This window comes from Rhodococcus sp. G6(2025), assembly GCF_058628105.1.
Genome location: NZ_CP179750.1, coordinates 65,164 through 83,912 on the forward strand (window position 1 = coordinate 65,164; position 18,749 = coordinate 83,912).

At 67.6% G+C, this 18,749-nt stretch carries 17 protein-coding genes; 4 read left to right on the plus strand and 13 right to left on the minus strand.

The genetic code is table 11. The features are described 5' to 3' along the window. Positions 1–12: 12 nt before the first annotated feature. Both ACLIVD_RS00330 and lysX read right to left on the minus strand, forming a co-directional pair. A complete protein-coding gene (locus tag ACLIVD_RS00330; protein ID WP_491931721.1) occupies positions 13–693 on the minus strand; it encodes a DUF998 domain-containing protein in 681 nt (226 codons plus the stop codon). Beyond that, the gene (gene lysX / locus ACLIVD_RS00335) at positions 690–4,034 is read right to left on the minus strand and encodes a bifunctional lysylphosphatidylglycerol synthetase/lysine--tRNA ligase LysX (RefSeq protein ID WP_491931722.1); all 3,345 of its coding nucleotides are present in this window, start codon (positions 4,032–4,034) and stop codon (positions 690–692) included. Before lysX ends, ACLIVD_RS00330 begins: the two co-directional genes overlap by 4 nt. 110 nt (positions 4,035–4,144) lie before the next feature. Between lysX and ACLIVD_RS00340 the strand changes: the two genes are divergently transcribed. Then, a complete protein-coding gene (locus ACLIVD_RS00340; protein WP_005263380.1) occupies positions 4,145–4,372 on the plus strand; it encodes an RNA-binding S4 domain-containing protein in 228 nt (75 codons plus the stop codon). On the opposite strand, the gene ACLIVD_RS00345 is transcribed toward ACLIVD_RS00340, so the two are convergent. Further along, a complete protein-coding gene (locus ACLIVD_RS00345; RefSeq protein WP_491931723.1) occupies positions 4,363–5,718 on the minus strand; it encodes a dipeptidase in 1,356 nt (451 codons plus the stop codon). The genes ACLIVD_RS00340 and ACLIVD_RS00345 overlap by 10 nt on opposite strands. Before the next feature lie 36 nt (positions 5,719–5,754). Next, entirely contained in the window at positions 5,755–6,225 is a 471-nt protein-coding gene (gene rraA, locus ACLIVD_RS00350; RefSeq protein WP_005563989.1) for a ribonuclease E activity regulator RraA, read from the minus strand. Positions 6,226–6,266: 41 nt separating this feature from the next. On the opposite strand from rraA, the gene ACLIVD_RS00355 reads away from it, so the two are divergent. Together ACLIVD_RS00355 and ACLIVD_RS00360 are read left to right on the plus strand one after the other, a co-directional pair. Next, positions 6,267–7,112, plus strand: a complete 846-nt coding sequence (locus tag ACLIVD_RS00355) for an SDR family oxidoreductase (protein WP_283334730.1) — start codon at positions 6,267–6,269, stop codon at positions 7,110–7,112. A 36-nt stretch (positions 7,113–7,148) separates the two neighbouring features. Beyond that, positions 7,149–7,826: a TetR/AcrR family transcriptional regulator gene (locus tag ACLIVD_RS00360; RefSeq protein WP_283334731.1), complete on the plus strand. Its 678-nt coding sequence runs from the start codon at positions 7,149–7,151 to the stop codon at positions 7,824–7,826. Between the two features lie 31 nt (positions 7,827–7,857). Here the strand turns inward: ACLIVD_RS00360 and ACLIVD_RS00365 are convergent, their stop codons facing one another. Both ACLIVD_RS00365 and ACLIVD_RS00370 read right to left on the minus strand, forming a co-directional pair. Continuing rightward, positions 7,858–8,262, minus strand: coding sequence for a hypothetical protein (locus ACLIVD_RS00365; protein WP_105417032.1), 405 nt, complete (start codon positions 8,260–8,262; stop codon positions 7,858–7,860). Positions 8,263–8,396: 134 nt separating this feature from the next. Then, on the minus strand, positions 8,397–9,302 hold the full coding sequence (locus ACLIVD_RS00370) for an oxygenase MpaB family protein (RefSeq protein ID WP_283354711.1): 906 nt from the start codon (positions 9,300–9,302) through the stop codon (positions 8,397–8,399). Positions 9,303–9,416: 114 nt separating this feature from the next. Here ACLIVD_RS00370 and ACLIVD_RS00375 point away from each other — a divergent pair, with 114 nt between their 5' ends. Beyond that, on the plus strand, positions 9,417–10,322 hold the full coding sequence (locus ACLIVD_RS00375) for an IclR family transcriptional regulator (RefSeq protein WP_280783131.1): 906 nt from the start codon (positions 9,417–9,419) through the stop codon (positions 10,320–10,322). A 41-nt stretch (positions 10,323–10,363) separates the two neighbouring features. Here the strand turns inward: ACLIVD_RS00375 and ACLIVD_RS00380 are convergent, their stop codons facing one another. The 7 genes from ACLIVD_RS00380 to ACLIVD_RS00410 all read right to left on the minus strand — a co-directional run bounded on the left by ACLIVD_RS00380 (position 10,364) and on the right by ACLIVD_RS00410 (position 18,699). Further along, positions 10,364–12,145, minus strand: coding sequence for an acetyl/propionyl/methylcrotonyl-CoA carboxylase subunit alpha (locus tag ACLIVD_RS00380; protein WP_491931724.1), 1,782 nt, complete (start codon positions 12,143–12,145; stop codon positions 10,364–10,366). Between the two features lie 26 nt (positions 12,146–12,171). Continuing rightward, on the minus strand, positions 12,172–12,438 hold the full coding sequence (locus ACLIVD_RS00385; protein ID WP_265148198.1) for an acyl-CoA carboxylase epsilon subunit: 267 nt from the start codon (positions 12,436–12,438) through the stop codon (positions 12,172–12,174). Continuing rightward, on the minus strand, positions 12,435–14,057 hold the full coding sequence (locus ACLIVD_RS00390; protein WP_491931725.1) for an acyl-CoA carboxylase subunit beta: 1,623 nt from the start codon (positions 14,055–14,057) through the stop codon (positions 12,435–12,437). The genes ACLIVD_RS00385 and ACLIVD_RS00390 overlap by 4 nt, the downstream gene beginning before the upstream one ends. A 168-nt stretch (positions 14,058–14,225) precedes the next feature. Beyond that, positions 14,226–14,615 (minus strand): DUF5313 family protein, encoded by a 390-nt coding sequence (locus tag ACLIVD_RS00395; RefSeq protein ID WP_317570936.1) that lies wholly within the window; start codon positions 14,613–14,615, stop codon positions 14,226–14,228. Between the two features lie 71 nt (positions 14,616–14,686). Continuing rightward, positions 14,687–15,448, minus strand: a complete 762-nt coding sequence (locus tag ACLIVD_RS00400) for a MerR family transcriptional regulator (RefSeq protein ID WP_317570935.1) — start codon at positions 15,446–15,448, stop codon at positions 14,687–14,689. A 39-nt stretch (positions 15,449–15,487) separates the two neighbouring features. Continuing rightward, positions 15,488–17,338 carry an AMP-dependent synthetase/ligase gene (locus ACLIVD_RS00405; RefSeq protein ID WP_491931726.1) on the minus strand — a complete coding sequence of 617 codons (1,851 nt, stop codon included), beginning with the start codon at positions 17,336–17,338 and terminating at the stop codon, positions 15,488–15,490. 50 nt (positions 17,339–17,388) lie between these two features. Further along, positions 17,389–18,699, minus strand: a complete 1,311-nt coding sequence (locus ACLIVD_RS00410; protein ID WP_491931727.1) for an MFS transporter — start codon at positions 18,697–18,699, stop codon at positions 17,389–17,391. Positions 18,700–18,749: the final 50 nt, after the last annotated feature.

Sequence of the window (18,749 nt, forward strand, 5' to 3'; positions counted from 1 at the left end):
CCCCAGGACGTTTCACGTGGAACCATCCCTTTCGGGGGTGACGTGAATCACGCTGAGTGCCACGAAGATCAGCCATCCACAGAAGGCGAGTAGCTGGACACGCTGCCCGAGCCCGAGCCAGGCATCCTGTTCGCCGCGCAATCCCGCGGCCGTCAGCGTCCATGTCGTGCCCCCGACGAACACCGTCGCCACGGCCACGCCGGTAATTTTCAACCAGGCCGGCCAGCCGTAGCGGAACGCGGCCAACAGGAACGCGAGGGACGACACCACGCCTCCCGTCGAGGCGGACGCGCTGGTCACGGCGTGCAGATCATGGGTGACGGGCAGGTGTCCGGCGGCCTCACGCGCGGCGCAGGCGGGGTCGTTGGTGGCCGCGCAACTCAATGGCAGGCGCGAATCCGCAATGGTCGCGAGTGCGAACACGATCAGCGCGATCCACCCGACCGCCGTCACCCAGCCCTGCGAGTACCGCGACAGTCCGAGCACCCCGGCCACGGCGACGATGCATCCGGTCACCAGGTCGCCGGTCCGGAACCAGATTCCGTACGGCTGGTCCGCGGCGGCGAGTTCGCTCGCGTACCCCCGCAGCGGATCGATGCCGGTGTCGAGGACGAATTCGAGCAGCCACGACGCGTAGCCGACGGCGCCGAGGATCAGCAGCGCCGCGACGGCCACCCGGCCAGGGGAGGTCATTGCCTCGGCTTGGCCAGGGGGAATGCGAGGGTTTCACGGATGCTGCCGCCGGTGATGAGCATGACCACCCGGTCGACGCCCATGCCGAGCCCACCGGTCGGGGGCATGGCGTGTTCGAGGGCCTGCAGGAAGTCCTCGTCGAGTTCCATTGCCTCCTCGTCACCGCCGGCGGCGAGCATCGACTGCTCGGTGAGCCGGTTCCGCTGATCCACCGGGTCGGTGAGTTCGCTGTACGCGGTGCCGAGTTCGACGCCCCACGCGACGAGGTCCCACTTCGCGGCGACCCCCGGAATCGTGGGGTGCGGCCGGGTGAGCGGTGACATCGACGTCGGGAAGTTGGTGTAGAACGTGGGGAATTCGGTGTAGTCCTCCACCAGGTGCTCGTACATTTCCTGCGCGACGGCGCCGGCGTCCCAGGTGGACTGGTACGGGATCTCGTGCTCGTCGCAGAGCCGTTGCAGTTCCGCGAGCGGCGTCTCGGGTGAGACGTCGACGCCGAGCTTCTCGGCGACCGCCTGGTGCATCGTCTTGACGGGCCATTCGCCGGAGATGTCGACTTCCACCAGCACGCCGTCGGGGCCTGGCCGCATGATGATCTCGCGTCCGTACGCCGCGATCGCCGCGGTCTGGATGAGCTCCCGGCACAGCACCATCATCTTCTCGTAGTCGCTGTGCGCCTCGTACGCCTCTAGGATCGTGAACTCGGGATTGTGTTTGAAATCGACGCCCTCGTTTCGGAAGACGCGGCCGATCTCGAACACCTTCTCCATGCCGGCTACGCACAGCCGCTTGAGGTACAGCTCCGGCGCGATCCGCAGGTACAGGTCCAGGTTGTAGGCGTTGATGTGGGTGAGGAACGGGGCCGCGTTGGCGCCGCCGTGCACCTGCTGCAGGATCGGTGTCTCCACCTCGAGGAAGCCGCGCCCGCCGAGCGAATCGCGCAGCGATTTCACGACGGCGCTGCGGGCTTCGAGCAGGCGGCGGGCATCGGAGTTGATGGCCAGGTCGACGTACCGCTGCCGGACGCGGGTCTCCGGGTCGGACAGGCCCTTCCACTTGTCCGGCAGGGGGTGCAGGCACTTGCCGGTCATGCGCCATTCGTTCGCGAGCAGCGACAGCGCGCCGCGGCGGCTGTATCCGATGACGCCGGCGACCTCGACGAGGTCACCGAGGTCGAACTCGGCGGCGAACGCCCGGATGCGGTCGGTGCCCACCCGGGCCTCGTCGACGAGGATCTGGATGTCGCCGGACCAGTCCCGGACCACCGCGAACACGACGCCGCCGTAGTCGCGGATCCGGAGCAGGCGGCCCGCGATGCGGACCGTCGTTCCCTCCGGCGACTCCACGGCCTCGGTCACCGTGTGACTGGGCGGATACGCGACGGGATAGGGGTCGATGCCCTGTTCGGCGAGGCCGGCCAGTTTGTCGAGCCGGACGCGGACCTGCTCGGGACGTTTCGGGCCGGTCGCCGTCGGTGCGAGGCCTTCGCCCGGTGCGCTGCCGTCGGAGTGCAGTCCTTCGGCGGCGACGAGTGCGGCGGGGACCGCGGCGTGGGTGCCGGTGTGCTCGAGGGCGTCCCGGGTTCCGGAGCGGCCGAACCGGGGCAAAGTCACGAACCCTTCCGCGACGGCCGACGCGAATCCGACGCGCAGCAGTTCCCGGTTGTCCTCGAAGCAGAGGAACCGCGGCACCCATTCCGGCTGGTACTTCACGTTCGACCGGTACAGCGCCTCGAGCTGCCACCAACGGGAGAAGAAGACGAGGATCGAACGCCAGATCCGCAGGATGGGTCCGGCCCCGATGCGGGAGCCTTCCTCGAAGACGGAGCGGAACACCGCGAAGTTCAGCGACACCTTGGTGATGCCGAATTGATCCGAGGTGGTGGCCAATTCGGACACCATCAGCTCCACCACCCCGTTCGGGGAGGTCGGCTTGCGTCGCATCAGGTCGAGGGAGACACCGGTCGGCCCCCACGGCACCAGCGACAGGATGCCGTCGATCTCGCCGTCCTCGGCGATTGCCTCCACCAGCAGGCAGTCGCCGTCGAGGCGGTCACCGAGCCGGCCGAGGGCCATGGAGAATCCGCGCTCGGTCTCGGTGTCGCGCCACGCGTCCGCGAGCCGGATGGTCTCGGCCATCTCCTCCGCGGGGACGTCCCGGTGTCTGCGGATCCGGACGGTGACGCCCTGACGCCGGACGCGGGTGACGGCTTGGCGGACCTGCCGCATGTCGCGTCCGCTGAGGTTGAATTCGCGGGTGCGGAGGATGGCTTCGTCGCCGAGCTGGAGCACGGTGAGACCGGCCTTGTTGTAGGCGGTGGCGCCGGTTTCGCTGGCGCCCATCACGGCGGTGGCCCAGCCGTATTGGGACGCGAGCGCCTGCCACGCCTCGATCGCGTGGGGCCACGCTTCCGGGTCGCCGATCGGGTCGCCGCTCGCCAGGCACACGCCTAGCTCGACGCGGTAGGTGATGGCCGCCTTCCCGCTGGGTGCGAACACGACGGCCTTGTCGCGGCGGGTGGCGAAGTAGCCGAGGGAGTCGTCCGCGCCGTACTGCAGCAGGAGCCCGCGCAACGCCGATTCGTCGTTGCCGGTGAGCGCGTTGTGGGAGCGCTGGGCACGGAACAGGGTGATGACGGCGGCGAGCAGTGCGATCGCGCCGAACAGGCCGAGGAGGGTGTTGACGAATCCGTGTGGCCGCCCGGTGAATTGTTCGTTGTCGGCGGCGGCGAGCGCGGTCACGCGATTCAGCGCCCACAGGAAGCGTTCATTCGGCGGCAGGGTGCCGGGGAACAGTTCGACGAGTCCCCAGCCGAGGAGGGTGCCGATGGCGAGCCCGACGATGAGTACGCCGAGGGCTTTCCAGCCGGCGCCGCGCCGGACTCGGGTGTAGAACTCCGGGCGGGCAGCGATGAGGATGCCGATCAGCACCACCTGGACCACGGCGGCGACCATCGCATTCACGTTCTTGTCCGTGATGCTCACGATCACGTTGGTGATCAGGATCAGAACGAGATAGATCGTGAGCAGCCACCAGGCGATCCGCTTGCGGCTCGCGAGCGCCGCCGCGAGCAGCGCGACCACCAGAGCCCACGACAGGCTGGTGTCGGGGGCGTCGAAGTAGTAGGTGTCGACGTATTCCCGTGGCACGTGCACGTAGTAGCGCAGCACCGGCGAGATGCTCCACAGGAACACGAGCACCGAGAAGACGCCCAGGATCAGTCCCGCGATGTGGGGAACCTGGTGCAGGCGCCCGTTCTTCGAGCCGAGGCCGGGGCGGGGCCGTGGTGCGGTGGGGACCGCCGCCTCGGACGCGTGGTGTGTCTCGGTGCTAGCTGACATCGAGCGTTTCCTTCCCGGCGAGAGATACGTACCGATCACGGGAGACAGGTGTTCCAGTGTTCAGTGTGAGCCGTCGGGCCGCGATTTGGGTCAAGAGGGAAGATAGAGGCATGTCCGACATCCACGACGCCGTCCCGATCCGCGACGAATCCATCCGTCTCGGCCAATTCCTCAAGCTCGCCAACCTCATCGAGTCGGGTGCCGAGGCGAAGGAAGTGATCGCCGACGGACTCGTGTCGGTGAACGGTGAGGTCGAGGTGCGACGGGGGCGGCAGTTGCGGGACGGGGACGTCGTGGAGATCGGTGGGATGACGGCTCGGGTGAGTTCTCAGTCCTGACGGTCGGCGGTCGCGAACCTCTGCAGGAACAGCGCTTCAGCGACGGCGAGGTTCTCGATTTCGCTGGGATCCACACTTTCGTTGGGGGCGTGGATGAGGCAGCGCGGTTCCTCCACCCCGATCAGGGCGATCTCCGCTGTGGGGACGACGGCGGAGAAGACGTTGCACAGCGGGATGGAGCCGCCCTGCCCGACGGTTCCCAGTTCCTTCCCGAACGCCTCCTCCATTGCCGCACCGAGGGCTGCGTAGCCGGGACCGTCGGTGGTGGCGCGGAACGGGGAGCCCACCGCTTCGCGTTCCACCGTCACCCGCGCATTCCACGGGGCGGCGTTCTCGAGGTGCGCGGCGAGGGCGTCCTGCGCCTTCTGCGGGTCCATTCCGGGTGGTACCCGCAGGTTGAGGCGCGCCGATGCGCGCGGCGAGATGGCGGCGGCCGAGCCGACCACCGGCGGGCAGTCGATGCCGAGGATCGTCAGGGCCGGCCGTGCCCACACGGCGTCGGCGACGGAACTCGAACCGGCGAGACCCACACCGTCGAGCACGCCGGCGTCGGTGCGGAACTGCGCCTCGGGGTAGTCGACGCCCGTCCACTTCTGGTCCGACTCGAGCCCGTCGACGACGGTGTTGCCGTCCGCGTCACGCAGGGTGGCGAGCATCTGGACGAGGGCGGCCAGCGCGTCGGGGGCGGGCCCGCCGAACATGCCCGAATGCACCTCCCCGGCCAGGGTCTCGACGTGGACCACGACGTTCGCGATGCCGCGCAGCGTTGTGGTGACGGTCGGGCGGCCGACCGCGGCGTTTCCGGTGTCGACGACGAGGATCATGTCGGCGTCGAAGAGTTCGGGCCTGGCCTCGACGAGGTTCTCGAGCCCGCCGGTGCCCATCTCCTCGGATCCCTCGGCGACGATTCTGATGCCGACGGGGAACGGGGTGCCGAGCGCGCGGAGCGCCAGCAGGTGCATCACGATATTGCCCTTGCAGTCGGCAGCGCCGCGCCCGTACCAGCGGCCGCCCCGCTCGGTGAGGGTGAAGGGGTCGGTGTGCCACAGCTTCTCGTCGCCGGGCGGTTGAACGTCGTAGTGGCAGTACAGCAGTACCGTCGGGGCCCCGTCGGGCGCGGGCTGATGTCCGACGACGGCGTGTGAACCGTCGGACGTCTCGAGCAGTTCGACCTGGCCGATTCCGGCCCCGATGAAGGCGTCCCGGACCCATTCGGCGGCGCGAACGCATTCCTCCGGCGGGAACTGCCGCGGATCGGCCACCGACCGCATCGCCACCAGTTCGGCGAGTTCGTCACGGGCCGCGGGCATCAGCCCGGCTACCTTGGAACGGATTTCGTCGGACATCGACGCCTCCTCGGGGTTCGCTCGGTTCTCGCCGGATCAGCGGACGACGACGCCGTCCTGATCGCTGTAGACGGTCTCGCCGGGATTGAACGTGACGCCGCCGATCTCGATCGGGACGTTCTTCTCACCGGAGCCGGTCTGGGTGCTCTTGCGGGGGTTGGTACCCAGTGCCTTGACGCCGATGTCGAGGGTCTTCAGGATCGCCGAGTCGCGGACCGCGCCGTTGACGATCACACCGGCCCAGCCGTTGTCGACGCCGCGTCCGGCGATGATGTCGCCGACCAGGGCGGTGTGGATGCTGGCGTCGCCGTCGACCACCAGGACGCCGCCGTTGCCGGGCTCGCCGAGGGTCTGCTTGACCAGCAGGTTGTCCTGGAAGCACTTGATGGTGGTGATGGGGCCGGAGAACACTTCACGGCCGCCGAACTGGATGAACTGCGTGTCGCAGCTCCGGATGTCGGGTCCGATCTCGTCTGCCAGGTCAGCGGTTGCCACGGGTTCAGTCATACGCGTCAGGATAGAGGGCCGGCGCTGGGAGAATGTGGGGCATGACCATTGCAGTGACAGGAGCCACGGGGTCGATCGGCGGCAAGGTGCTCGAGCGGCTCGGCGGCGGCGCCGGGGTCCGGCTGATCGGGCGGAACGCGCAGCGGCTCGAGCCACTGGCCGAGCATTTCGACTCCGCGTTCGCGGTGGCCACGTATGCCGACGGTCCGGCGATGACCGCCGCGCTGGACGGCGTCCGGTTGCTGTTCCTGGTCTCGGGACACGAGAGCGCCACCCGCCGCGAGGAGCACCGCACCGCCGTGGCCGCCGCCCGTGCCGCCGGGGTGGAGCGGATCGTCTACCTGTCGTTTCTCGGCGCGGCGCCCGAGTGCACGTTCACGTTCGGTCGCGACCACTACTTCACGGAGCAGCACATCCGGGAGACCGGGCTGAAGTACACGTTCCTGCAGGACAGCTGGTACCAGTCGATGATCCCGCTGATGGCCGACGATCAGGGCGTCATCCGGGGTCCCGCCGGGGACGGCCGGGTGAGCGCGGTCGCGCCCGACGACGTCGCCGATGCGGTGACGGCGGTCCTCACCACCGGCAACGGCGACCACGACGGCGTCACCTATCGGCTGACCGGGCCGGAGGCGTTCACCCTCGCGGAGGCCGCCGAGACGATCACGAGGGTGACCGGACGTTCGGTGCGGTTCGAGAACGAGACGCTGGACGAGGCGTACGTGTCCCGCGCCCACTTCGGGGCGCCGGATTTCGAGGTCGCAGGGTGGGTGACCTCGTACGCAGCGATCGCGGCCGGCGAGTTGGCGGTGGTGACGGGGGACGTCGAGACGCTCACCGGGCGGCCGCCGCAGACCTTCGCCGACTACCTGAACAGCTACACTTGACCCGTCCTGGCATAGCGAGCGGTAGATAGGTCTTTGATGGTCAGCTCATCCAAGGGTTCGACGCCCACCGAGGTCGGCAACGCAGCGGACTGGCGCCGCCTCGAACCCACGAAGTTGACGCCGATCCTCAGCGCCTCCCTCGACGCGTTCTACGAACACGGTTTCCACGGCACCTCGGTGCGCGACATCGCCCGCCGAGTCGGTGTCACGGTACCCGCTCTCTATTACCACCACGAGAACAAGGAGGCCGTTCTCCTGGCGCTCCTGGAGCTCTCCACCAGCGACGTCCTCGAGCGTGCCCACGCCGCGAGCGCCGACGGCGGCGACGATCCGGTGCAGCGACTCGCGAACGTCATCGAGGCGATCGTGCTGCGGATGACCATGCGATCCCGTCTGGCGGCGCTCGAGAGCGAGGTGCGCTACCTGAGTCCGGAGAACCGGCAGCGCTACCGCACTGTCCGCAAGGGTGTGGAGGAACTGGTCCTCGAGATCGTCAAGGAAGGCAAGAAGCGGGAACTCTTCGACGTGTCGGATGCCGCGGAGACGACGCGGGCGCTTCTCGGTATGTGCCAGTCGATTCCGCGCTGGTATCACGCCGAGGGCAAGCTGACCCCGGACGCGGTGGCCCGCAAGTATGTCGAGATCGCGATGAAGACCGTGGGGTCCACCGAGGCTCCCGTCAAGCCGAAGAAGAGGCGCACCGCCGGCGTCTGACCGGCGATGCGTCTCGGCATGGTTCCGGTTGTCAGCTACCCAGGCCCAGCCCCGGTGACGCGACGGCGTCGAACTGCGTCGTCGTCTCGGCGGGTGTGCCGTTCGGTGGGGCGAAGGTGAACACGACGGTGTAGCGGCCGGCCTCGTGCGTCCGGATCGCTGCCGTCCCGGCACCGAGGGTGAGTGGGATGGTTCGCGTGTTCACGTCGCCATCGGGCTCGGTGATTTCGAGTTCGACCGGAGTGGATCCGTCCGTGCCGGTCGGGGTGGGGGTGACCAGCGCGCCGAGCGTCACCAGGTTGTTGGCGTAGACGGTCCCGAGCGGCGGAACGACGGAGATCTGATAGGTGGTTGCGGCGGTTGCCGTGGGTGCCAGAGCAAGTGCGGCTGCTCCTGCCAATGCGGCAACGGTCAAGGTCCCTCGCGAGAAGTTCACACAATCCCTTCCTGTCGACGGTCTCTACGCGCAGCCACGTTACGGCAGAACCAGGTGATACCCGCCCCCATTCACTGTGTGTCCGAGAATAGTTCGAACACATGGCTTTCCGTCGATCACATCTCCAAAGCGGTTCAGGATGCGGTGTTTTCCCGCGCGACCGTACCGTTGGTGTGCTGTACGGGGCAGGTTCTGGGGAAGGTGCCCAGTTTCTCCACTTCGTACCCGGTCGGGTAGCTGCGAATGTTCGGCAGGTCGCGCGCGAACTTGGGCACCGTGCGCACGGGATAGAACCGGACGAGGCGGGCGCGGGCCTTCAACGCACCCCGCGACAGAGTTCGCGCGAGGCGGGACGGCCTGCGGTAGGCGAACGCGTCGAGCAGCGGATCGTCCATGAGCGCCCAGGAGAATCGCTTGATCAGAGCGGCGGGCGCGAGGTTGTTCGGCGGGAACGTGCAGAGCAGTTCGAGTGTGGAGTCGGCGACGGCGCGGCCTCCCTCGTCGAACAGGAAGTGTTCGCGCTCGTAGTCGTCGAGGAATTTCTCGAACGCCTCGAACGTCTCGGGAATCTGCTTGATGCCCATGTACTTGCCGAGCGCACGGTAGTAGTTGGTGGACCCGACGATCTCGTTGCGGGTGAGTTTCCGCCAGCCGAAGTCGTCGATCCAGCGCACCGGGGTCACCACGAACGTCGACAGCACGTACCGCATGTCGTCATTGGAGATGTCGTAGGAGCCGTGCATCTGGTTCATCCGGCGGATCCCGGCGCGACCGGGATCGCTGGTGAGGCCGTGTTCGAGGACGGCGTCGAGGATCAGGCCGGTGTCGTCGTAGCGTTTCTGCACGCGCTCGGTGAACTCGCCCGTCTCGAACAGCAACCGCCCGATGGTCGGCACGGCGTACGTCCGGAACAGCGCGAAGCTGAGGGCCTGGTTGATGTCCCAGGGAAATTCCTGCGTGCCGAGAATGCGAGCGATCTCTTCGTACTGCGTCTCGGGATCGAGCCGGTCGGTCCGGCGACGTAGATCGAAGCGTTTCATGGGTTTCACTTCCTGCAGCGGCTGTGACGGGGTCCACGTGATTTAGCGATCGTTCAGACGACTCGACTGTAACGCCGTTCACAGTGCGACGCCAGAGTGGCATTATGCAAACACATGGCGCGAAATTCACCGCAGACCGAACGCATCGTGATGCTCACGGAACTCCTGGCAGACGAGCCGGAGACGCCCCGGAGCCTCGCCGACATCGCCCGGCACCTCGGCGTCGCGAAGGCCACCTGCTATCCGATGGTCGTGGCCCTGACCGAGGCGGGCTGGCTCATCCGGCACCCCACCCGCAAGACCTACCGTCTCGGGCCCGCGCTGATCCCGGTCGGCCGCGCCGCCGAGACGGCCACGGACGTCGTCGACCTCGCGCGGTCGGTGATGCACGAACTGGCCGACGCGTCCGACATGGCGTCCATCGCGTTCGTGCAATCGGGCAGCGACGTGGTGGTCGCGGAGGTGGTCCAGCCGGTGGGGGGTCGCCGCGGAACCCTGGGCCTGCGGCTCGGTGACAAGGTGCTGCTCGCGCCGCCCATCGGTTCGGGGATCGCGGCCTGGTATCCGCCGGAGCAGCGCGAGGAATGGTATGCCCTCGGCGGGCAGAATCTCGGAGTCGAGGTGGACGTGCTGCGGGCGACGTACGAGCCGGCCCTCACGCGCGTCCGGGAGCGCGGATACGCGATGGAATGCATGGAGCAGCAACAGCATTCGCTCGCGGATGCCGTGTCGGAACTCCGCGGTCGCGGTGTGGGCGGGCACCGCTCGACCGTCGCGCTGCGGGAGGCGCGCAAATTGTTGTCGGCGGATGCCGTGGTCGGTGACATCGACCCGGAGGGCAGCTATCAGCCGCTGTCGATCAATGCGGCGGCATTCGACCGTGACGGTGAACCCGCGGTCGTGCTGTGCGTCGCCGACGCGTCACGGCCGATGTCGGGTGTGCGCACGGCGGAGATCGGTGAATTGGTCCGCGACGCCGCGGCGCGGGTGACGGCCGCCATGCACGGCCGCCACCCGTGAGTACTTGGTCAACCGGGGGCGGTTGACCAAGTACTCACAAGCTATTTCAGTTCGGCGAGGACGGTGCCCTGGGTGATGGCGGCGCCGGGTTCGACGGCGAGGCCGGTGACGACGCCGGCCTTGTGGGCGTTGACGGGGTTTTCCATCTTCATGGCCTCGAGGACGGCGATGAGGTCGCCCTCGGCGACTTCCTGTCCTTCTTCGACGGCGACCTTGACGACGGTGCCCTGCATGGGGGCGGTGACGGCGTCACCGGAGGCGGCGCCGCCGTGGGCGCCGCCGCGGGTGCGGGCCTTGGGCTTCTTGCGGACCGCCCCGGCCGCGGCACCGGCGCCGGTGCCGAGGGTGAATTGTCCGGGCAGGGACACCTCGACGCGGCGGCCGCCGACCTCGACGACGACGTTCTGCCGGGGCAGGGACTCGTCCTCGTCGATCGGCTGGGTGCCGGTGAACGGTTCGATCTGGTTGTCCCATTCGGTTTCGATCCACTTGGTGTAGACGTCGAATGAGGTGCCGTCGCCGATGAAGGCGGGGTCGGAGACGACGGCCCGGTGGAACGGGATGACCGTGGCCAGGCCTTCGACCTGGAATTCGGCGAGGGCGCGGCGGGCGCGGGCCAGGGCCTCGTCGCGGGTGGCGCCGGTGACGATGAGTTTGGCGAGCATGGAGTCGAACTGGCCGCCGATCACCGAGCCGGTTTCGACGCCGGAGTCCATCCGGACGCCGGGGCCGGTGGGCGGCACGAACTTGGTGACCGGGCCGGGGGCGGGCAGGAAGCCGCGGCCGGCGTCCTCGCCGTTGATGCGGAATTCGAAGGCGTGGCCGCGGGGGGTGGGGTCCTCGGTGAGGTCGAGGTGTTCGCCGTTGGCGATCTTGAACTGTTGCAGGACCAGGTCGATGCCGGCGGTTTCCTCGGTGACGGGGTGTTCGACCTGCAGGCGGGTGTTGACCTCGAGGAAGGAGACGGTGTCGCCCTGGACGAGGTATTCGACGGTGCCGGCGCCGTAGTAGCCGGCCTCTTTGCAGATGGCCTTGGCGGAGGTGTGGATGCGGTGGCGTTGGTCGTCGGTGAGGAACGGGGCGGGGGCCTCCTCGACGAGTTTCTGGAAGCGGCGTTGCAGGGAGCAGTCGCGGGTGCCGGCGACGATGACGTTGCCGTGCTGGTCGGCGATGACCTGGGCTTCGACGTGGCGGGCCTTGTCCAGATACTGTTCGACGAAGCATTCGCCGCGGCCGAACGCGGCGACGGCCTCGCGGGTGGCGGAGTCGAACAGTTCGGGGATTTCCTCGATGGTGTGGGCGACCTTCATGCCGCGCCCGCCCCCGCCGAACGCGGCCTTGATGGCGACGGGGACCCCGTATTCCTTGGCGAAGGCGACGACCTCGTCGGCGTTCTTGACGGGGTCCTTGGTGCCGGCGGCCATCGGGGCCTTGGCTTTTTCGGCGATGTGGCGGGCGGTGACCTTGTCGCCGAGGTCGCGGATCGATTGCGGGGAGGGGCCGATCCAGATCAGGCCGGCGTCGATCACGGCCTGCGCGAAGTCGGCGTTCTCGGAGAGGAAGCCGTAGCCGGGGTGGATGGCGTCGGCGCCGGACTTGGCGGCGGCGTCCAAAATTTTGTCGAACACCAGGTAGGACTCGGCGGAGGTCTGCCCGCCGAGGGCGAATGCTTCGTCGGCCAGGCGCACGAACGGGGCGTCGGCGTCGGGTTCGGCGTAGACGGCGACGCTGGCCAGGCCGGCATCGGCTGCGGCCCGGATCACCCGCACTGCAATCTCACCGCGGTTCGCGACGAGCACCTTGGAAATACGTGCACTACTCATCGAAATGTCTTCCCTTTTCTACAGTTTCAGTAGCCTGCGTTGACCAGGACGGCAGCGGCGGCTACTTGCCGACGCAGAATGAGGGCGGGCGTGCCCCACGAATCGTTATCGGACGCGGGCGCTTCCGCCGCGGAACCGGACGAGGCGATCGCAGCGAACACTGCGAGCACCGCGGCGATGTCCGTGTCGCTCGGGTTGCCCGTGAACGTCACGGCCGGCGCCGCCGGCGGCTCTTCAGTGATGCCGGCGCCCAGCTCGTCGAGCACCTCGTCGACTACCAATTCCGCGGTCATAGCGGAATGTTCCCATGCTTCTTGGGCGGGAGGGTGACCATTTTGCGTTCGAGGAGGCGCAGGGCGGCCACGATCTGTCCGCGGGTGTGGGACGGGGGGATGACGGCGTCGACGTAGCCGCGTTCGGCGGCGACGTACGGGTTGACGAGGGTGTCTTCGTATTCCTGTTGCAGGCGCAGGCGCAGGGCGTCGACGTCGTCGCCGTTCTTGGCGGCCTCGAGGAGGCGTTTGCGGTAGACGAACCCGACGGCACCGCTCGCGCCCATGACGGCGATCTGGGCGGTGGGCCAGGCGAGGTTGACGTCGGCGCCCATGTGCTTGGAGCCCATCACGTCGTAGGCGCCGCCGTAGGCCTTGCGGGTGATGACGGTGATCTTCCCGACGGTGGCCTCGCCGTAGGCGTAGAGCAGTTTCGCGCCGCGGCGGATGATGCCGTTGTATTCCTGGTCGGTGCCGGGCAGGAAGCCGGGGACGTCGACGAGGGTGATGATGGGGACGTTGAACGCGTCGCAGGTGCGCACGAAGCGGGCGGCTTTTTCGGAGGCGTCGATGTCGAGGCAGCCGGCGAAGACGGTGGGCTGGTTGGCGACGATCCCGACGCTACGGCCGTCGACGCGGCCGAAGCCGACGACGATGTTGCCGGCGCGTTCGGCCTGGACCTCGAGGAATTCGTCGTCGTCGAGGATGCGGCGGATGACCTCGTGCATGTCGTAGGGCTGGTTCGCCGAGTCCGGGATGAGGGTGTCGAGTTCGAGGTCCTCGGCGGTCAGCGAGTCGTCGATGGAGCCGGTGATCGGGTCGGTGGGCAGCATCCGGGGGGCCGCGGCCTGATTGTTCGACGGCAGGTAGGACAGCAGGTCCTTGACGTAGTCGAGGGCGTCTTGTTCGCCGGAGGCGACGTAGTGGGCGACGCCGGACTTGACCATGTGGGTGTGCGCGCCGCCCAAATCTTCCATGGTGACGTCTTCGCCGGTGACGGTTTTGATGACGTCGGGGCCGGTGACGAACATCTGGGAGGTCTGGTCGACCATGACGACGAAGTCGGTCAGGGCGGGGGAGTAGACGTGGCCGCCGGCGGCGGGGCCCATGATCAGGGAGATCTGCGGGATCACACCCGACGCCTGGACGTTGCGGTGGAAGATTTCGCCGTAGAGGCCGAGGGAGACGACGCCTTCCTGGATGCGGGCGCCGGCGCCTTCGTTGATGCCGATCAGGGGGCGCCCGGTCTTGAGGGCGAGGTCCATGACCTTGACGATTTTTTCGCCGTAGATTTCGCCGAGGGAGCCGCCGAAGACGGTGGCGTCCTGGGAGAACACGCAGACGTCGCGGCCGTCGACGGTGCCGTAGCCGGTGACGACGCCGTCGCCGACGGGGCGGTTGTCGGCGAGGCCGAAGTTCACCGAGCGGTGCCGGGCGAGGGCGTCGAGTTCGACGAAGCTGCCGTCGTCGAGCAGGGCGGTGATGCGTTCGCGGGCGGTGAGCTTGCCCTTGGCGTGGACCTTCTCGACCGCGGCTTCACCGCTCGGGTGCTGCGCCTCGGCCTGACGATTACGCAGGTCGGCGAGCTTTCCCGCCGTCGTGTGAATATCGGGCGTGACCGCCGAATCTGTGACTGTCATCTATGACTGCTCTTCCCGTCGAGGCTGTCGGAACCTGCGCTGCACCCTGTGGGGTACGCGGTTCGTGGGATTACCCACTCGGACGCCGCCACTTTAACGCATTACTTATCGATCGTTCACGTGCGCTGCATCACTCTCGCGGCGAGGGTGTGATGCATCACGCTGCTGCTACTGGTCCTCGGTGCGGCCGTGGCGGCGCTCGTAGTCCTCGCGCGTGCGGTCGGCGCGACGCTGCGCCTTCGCATTGAGGAGGTCCGGATCGAGGCCGTGACTGAGCAGACGGTGGCGACGGTAGATGTTCATCAGCGCGACCGCAAAGTAGAGCAGCGGGAGCAGCAGGAGGGCCATCATCGCCAGCGGAATCCAGATGGGACCGGGGATGAGGAGGAATAACGCCAGCACCGCGGCGACGGGAAGCATGAAACGGAGGACGTACCGCACCGAGGCTCCCGGCCCGACGAGGTCGTTGCGGACCCAGTCCTGCATCGAATCCGGCAGCGTGCGACCGAACAGATACCCGACGTACTGACTGGGGCTGGGACGCTGCGCATCGGACATGGGTTCAGGATAGTGCTGACGAACGGCCGCGAACTCGACGACGCTGGGTCGTCGAGTTCGCACTGTTCCCGTTACTGCTGCTCCGCATTCGCGACGATGACGTCCCGGACGTACTGCGCGAGACCGGGGGCGACGTCGTCGTAGTGCCGGCGAAAGCGGTCGTCGGCGAGGTACATCTCGGCGAGGTTCACCTGCATTGCGTAATCGCAGTCGTAGAACCGTTCGATGCCGGCGCGGTGTTCCTCGGCGAGTGCGTTGGCCCGATCGGACCCGGGTTCGACGCCGTCGGCCATCGCCTGCGCGAGCGACGCCTCGAATGCGTCTCCCTCGGCCTTGATTCGCTTCCAGTCCTCCTTGCTCATCTTCGCGGACCGCTGCTGGGACTGCTTCCACGCGTCGGTGTCGCCCCAGCGCTCTTCGGCCTCGGCGGCGTACTCCTCGCCTGGCCAGTTGTCGCCGAAGATTTCGTTCTGCTCTTCGGGGGTGAGCTGAATGCCCATGCTTCTCGCCTCCATCATCTTCTCCACGGCTGCAGCCATCTCGTGTAAGCGATCGATCCGTTCGCTCAGCAACGCGTGCTGTCGCCGTAGATGCGCGAGGGCATCGACGTCCGGGTCGTCGAGGAGGGCTGCGATCTCCTCGAGGGGGAAACCCAGTTCGCGGTACGTCAGCACGCGGTGCAGACGTTCCACGTCGGCGTCCGAATAGCTGCGGTACCCACCGGGTGTGCGGTCGGACGGTGTGACCAGGCCGATCTCGTCGTAGTGGTGCAGAGTGCGCACGCTCACTCCGACCAGCCTGGCGACCACGCCGACCGTGTGTTTCTCGCTCACGTCCTCTACCGTGCAGCCTGACGTCGCGTGAGGGTCAACTCAGTTGTAGAGATTGTCGAGTTCGTCGGAGAAATTGGTCATCACGACCTTGCGCTTGAGCTTCATGCTCGGTGTGATCTCGCCGTTCTCGACGGTGAGTTCCCGGTCGAGGATGCGGAACTTCTTGATCTGCTCCCACCGGTTCAGTCCGGCGTTGAGTTCTTCGACGTAACCGCCGATCAGGTTGCGGGTCTCTTGGGCGTTCGCGATCTCGGCGAACGATTTGCCGCCCAGGTCGTGATTCTTCGCCCATTCGCCGATCGATTCCGCGTCGAGGGAGATCAGGGCGACGCAGTACGACTTCCCTTCGCCGTCGACGATGAGTTCACCGACGTAGGGGCAGATGCCCTTGAACGTGGCCGCCACCGCGGAGGGTGCGACGTATTTGCCGTTGGACGTCTTGAACATGTCCTTCTTGCGGTCGGTGATCCGCAGGTAGCCGTCCTCGTCCATTTCGCCGATGTCGCCAGTGCGGAACCAGCCGTCATCGGTGAGCGCTTCGGCTGTGGCTTCGGGGTTCTCGTGGTACCCGCTCATGACGCCGGGACCCTTGATGAGGATCTCGCCGTCGTCGCCGATCCGGGTCTCGGTGCCCGGGATGGCCCAGCCGACGGTGCCGAACCGGTAGGCCGACGGGCGGTTGACGAACGATGCGGCACTGGTCTCGGACAGTCCGTACCCTTCGAGGACGACGATGCCGACGGCGTCGAACCACTGCGCGACATCACGATTGAGCGCTGCGGAGCCGGAGATGAAGAACTTCAGGCGCCCACCGAACCGTTCGCGAATCGTGCTGTACACCAGCCGATCCGCGACGGCGTGCTGAACCGAGTCGAGCAGCGCCGGACTCTTCCCCGCCTGCTTGGCCTTCGACACCCGCAGCCCGACGCCGATGGCCCAGTCGAAGATCTTCTCCTTCACTCCACCTTCCTCGCGCACGGTGGAGACGATCCGCGCGTACGCCTTCTCGAAGATGCGGGGTGCCGCGCCCATGAACGTCGGTTTGACCACCGCGAGATTCTCGACGATCTTGTCGACGCGACCGTCGACCGCCGTCGCGAAACCGATCTGCAGCGGCAGGGTGAGCAGGACCTTCCCGAACACGTGGGACAGCGGGAGCCAGAGGTATTGCAGGTCGTCGGCGTCGAGGATGCCGGTCGCGTCGATCGCGGCCACCTCGTACGTCCACGCCGAGTGCGACAGTCGCACACCTTTGGGTCTGCCGGTGGTGCCGGACGTGTAGATGAGGGTGGCGAGGTCGTCGGGGTCGATCGCCTCGATCCGGTCGTGCACGGCGTCGGGTGTCTCGGCGAGCAGTTCTTCGCCGAGGTCGTGTAGCTGGTCGAACGTGATCACCCAGTCGTCGTCTCCGGCGTCGCCGTCGATCAGAACGACCTTCTCGACGTCGCCGAGTTCGCCGCGGTTCTCGCGCAGCTTGGCCAGCTGCGCGTCGTCCTCGGCGAAGACGACGCGGCTGCCGGAGTTGGCGACGATGTAGGCGACGTCGCCGGCCGTGGTGGTGGGATACACCGTGGTGGTGGCGGCGCCGGCGCACATGACGGCCAGGTCGGCGAGCACCCACTCGTAGCGGGTGGCGGACGCGAGCGCCACCCGCTGCTCGGCCTGCACACCGAGGACGATGAGACCGGCCGCGAGGTTGCGCACCCGGTCGCCCGCCTCGGACCAGGTGACGCTGGACCACTGCTTCGGGTCCGCCGCGTCGACGTATCGGAACGCTTCGCGGTTGGGTGAGTGGGCCACCCGATCCACGAACAATGCGGCTACCGACGGAGCCCGATTCTCGATCTTGGAGCGGTCAATGACCTCGTCCGACGCACGCTGAGCTGCCATGTATCGATCTTAGGAACCGGGGCCGCTCGGGGGAGTGGTTTCGGCGCAGGTCAACTCATCTCGGACGCCACCTTGCGGGGTTTCGCGACGATGGCCAGAGACATGACGGCGGCGATCGCGCACAGTCCGCCCGCGACGTAGAACGCGGAGTCGTAGTCGCCGAACTGGTCGCGCACGAATCCTGCGAGGAACGCCACGATGCCGGCGCCGATCTGGTGCGACGCCAGCACCCAGCCGAACACGATGGGTGCGTCGCCGCCGAAGTGTTTGCGGCACAAAGCAACCGTCGGGGGTACGGTCGCCACCCAGTCGAGTCCGTAGAAGATGACGAACGCGATCATCGGCGGGTGCACGGTGTTCGCGAACAGGATCGGCAGCAGCATCAGCGAGATCCCGCGCAGTAGGTAGTAGATGCCGAGGAGCTTGCGTGAATCGAACCGGTCGGTGAACCACCCCGACGCGATGGTGCCGATCACGTCGAAGATCCCGATCACGGCGAGCAAACTCGCGGCCGCCGTCACCGGCATGCCGTGGTCGTGCGCGGCCGGGACGAAGTGGGTTCCGACGAGTCCGTTGGTGCTCGCCCCGCAGATGGCGAACGTGCCGGCCAGCAGCCAGAACACCCGGGTCCGCGCCGCCGACACCAGCACGGTCACGGCCCGGCCCGCGGCGCCGCCGCGACCGGTCGGGGCGGGTGGTTCCGCGACGTAGTCGGGTCCGGCGCCGTACGGCACCGCTCCGACGTCCGATGGCCGGTTGCGCAGGAACACGAGCACCAGCGGCACGACGGCGAGGGCCGCGAACGACACCGTCAGCGCCACGGTCTGCCAGTTGTAGTGCTCGGCGACCATCGCGAGGATCGGCAGGAACACCAGCTGTCCGGCGGCGCTGCCCGCGGTGAGGATGCCGGTGACCAGGCCGCGGCGGGCGACGAACCACCGGTCGACGACGGTGGCCACGAAGGCGAGTGCCATCGAGCCGGTGCCCAGCCCGACGAGCACGCCCCACAGCAGCACGAGTTGCCAGGTGGCGGTCATGAAGACGGTCAGTCCGCTGCCGCCGGACACCAGGACCAGCGCCGCGGTGACCACCCGCCGCATGCCGAAGCGTTCCATGAGCGCCGCCGCGAACGGCGAGGTCAGCCCGTACAGCACCAGGTTGATCGACACCGCGGAGGAGATGCTGGCACGCGACCAGCCGAAGTCCTCGTGGAGAGGGTCGATCAGGATCGAGGGCGCCGCCCGGAAGCTGGCGGCCCCCACGAGGGCGAGGAACGCGACGGCGGCGACCAGCCACGCGTAGTGGAGGCGCGGCGGGGCGGTTCGGGCCGGAGGTGCCGGGGGCGCGATTTCGGACGTCACGACGGTAAGTCTGCGGGACTGGGTCTCGCCGGAACAGTTGCCGGAATGAC

Bases quoted from the DNA above. Each gene is read 5' to 3' on its own strand.
- ACLIVD_RS00390 (WP_491931725.1), bottom strand. From the start codon at position 14,057: ATGACAGTCACAGATTCGGCGGTCACGCCCGATATTCACACGACGGCG.
- ACLIVD_RS00370 (WP_283354711.1), bottom strand. From the start codon at position 9,302: ATGAAACGCTTCGATCTACGTCGCCGGACCGACCGGCTCGATCCCGAG.
- ACLIVD_RS00340 (WP_005263380.1), top strand. From the start codon at position 4,145: ATGTCCGACATCCACGACGCCGTCCCGATCCGCGACGAATCCATCCGT.
- lysX (WP_491931722.1), bottom strand. From the start codon at position 4,034: ATGTCAGCTAGCACCGAGACACACCACGCGTCCGAGGCGGCGGTCCCC.
- ACLIVD_RS00355 (WP_283334730.1), top strand. From the start codon at position 6,267: ATGACCATTGCAGTGACAGGAGCCACGGGGTCGATCGGCGGCAAGGTG.
- ACLIVD_RS00345 (WP_491931723.1), bottom strand. From the start codon at position 5,718: ATGTCCGACGAAATCCGTTCCAAGGTAGCCGGGCTGATGCCCGCGGCC.
- ACLIVD_RS00360 (WP_283334731.1), top strand. From the start codon at position 7,149: ATGGTCAGCTCATCCAAGGGTTCGACGCCCACCGAGGTCGGCAACGCA.
- rraA (WP_005563989.1), bottom strand. From the start codon at position 6,225: ATGACTGAACCCGTGGCAACCGCTGACCTGGCAGACGAGATCGGACCC.
- ACLIVD_RS00385 (WP_265148198.1), bottom strand. From the start codon at position 12,438: ATGACCGCGGAATTGGTAGTCGACGAGGTGCTCGACGAGCTGGGCGCC.
- ACLIVD_RS00395 (WP_317570936.1), bottom strand. From the start codon at position 14,615: ATGTCCGATGCGCAGCGTCCCAGCCCCAGTCAGTACGTCGGGTATCTG.
- ACLIVD_RS00375 (WP_280783131.1), top strand. From the start codon at position 9,417: ATGGCGCGAAATTCACCGCAGACCGAACGCATCGTGATGCTCACGGAA.
- ACLIVD_RS00330 (WP_491931721.1), bottom strand. From the start codon at position 693: ATGACCTCCCCTGGCCGGGTGGCCGTCGCGGCGCTGCTGATCCTCGGC.
- ACLIVD_RS00405 (WP_491931726.1), bottom strand. From the start codon at position 17,338: ATGGCAGCTCAGCGTGCGTCGGACGAGGTCATTGACCGCTCCAAGATC.
- ACLIVD_RS00380 (WP_491931724.1), bottom strand. From the start codon at position 12,145: ATGAGTAGTGCACGTATTTCCAAGGTGCTCGTCGCGAACCGCGGTGAG.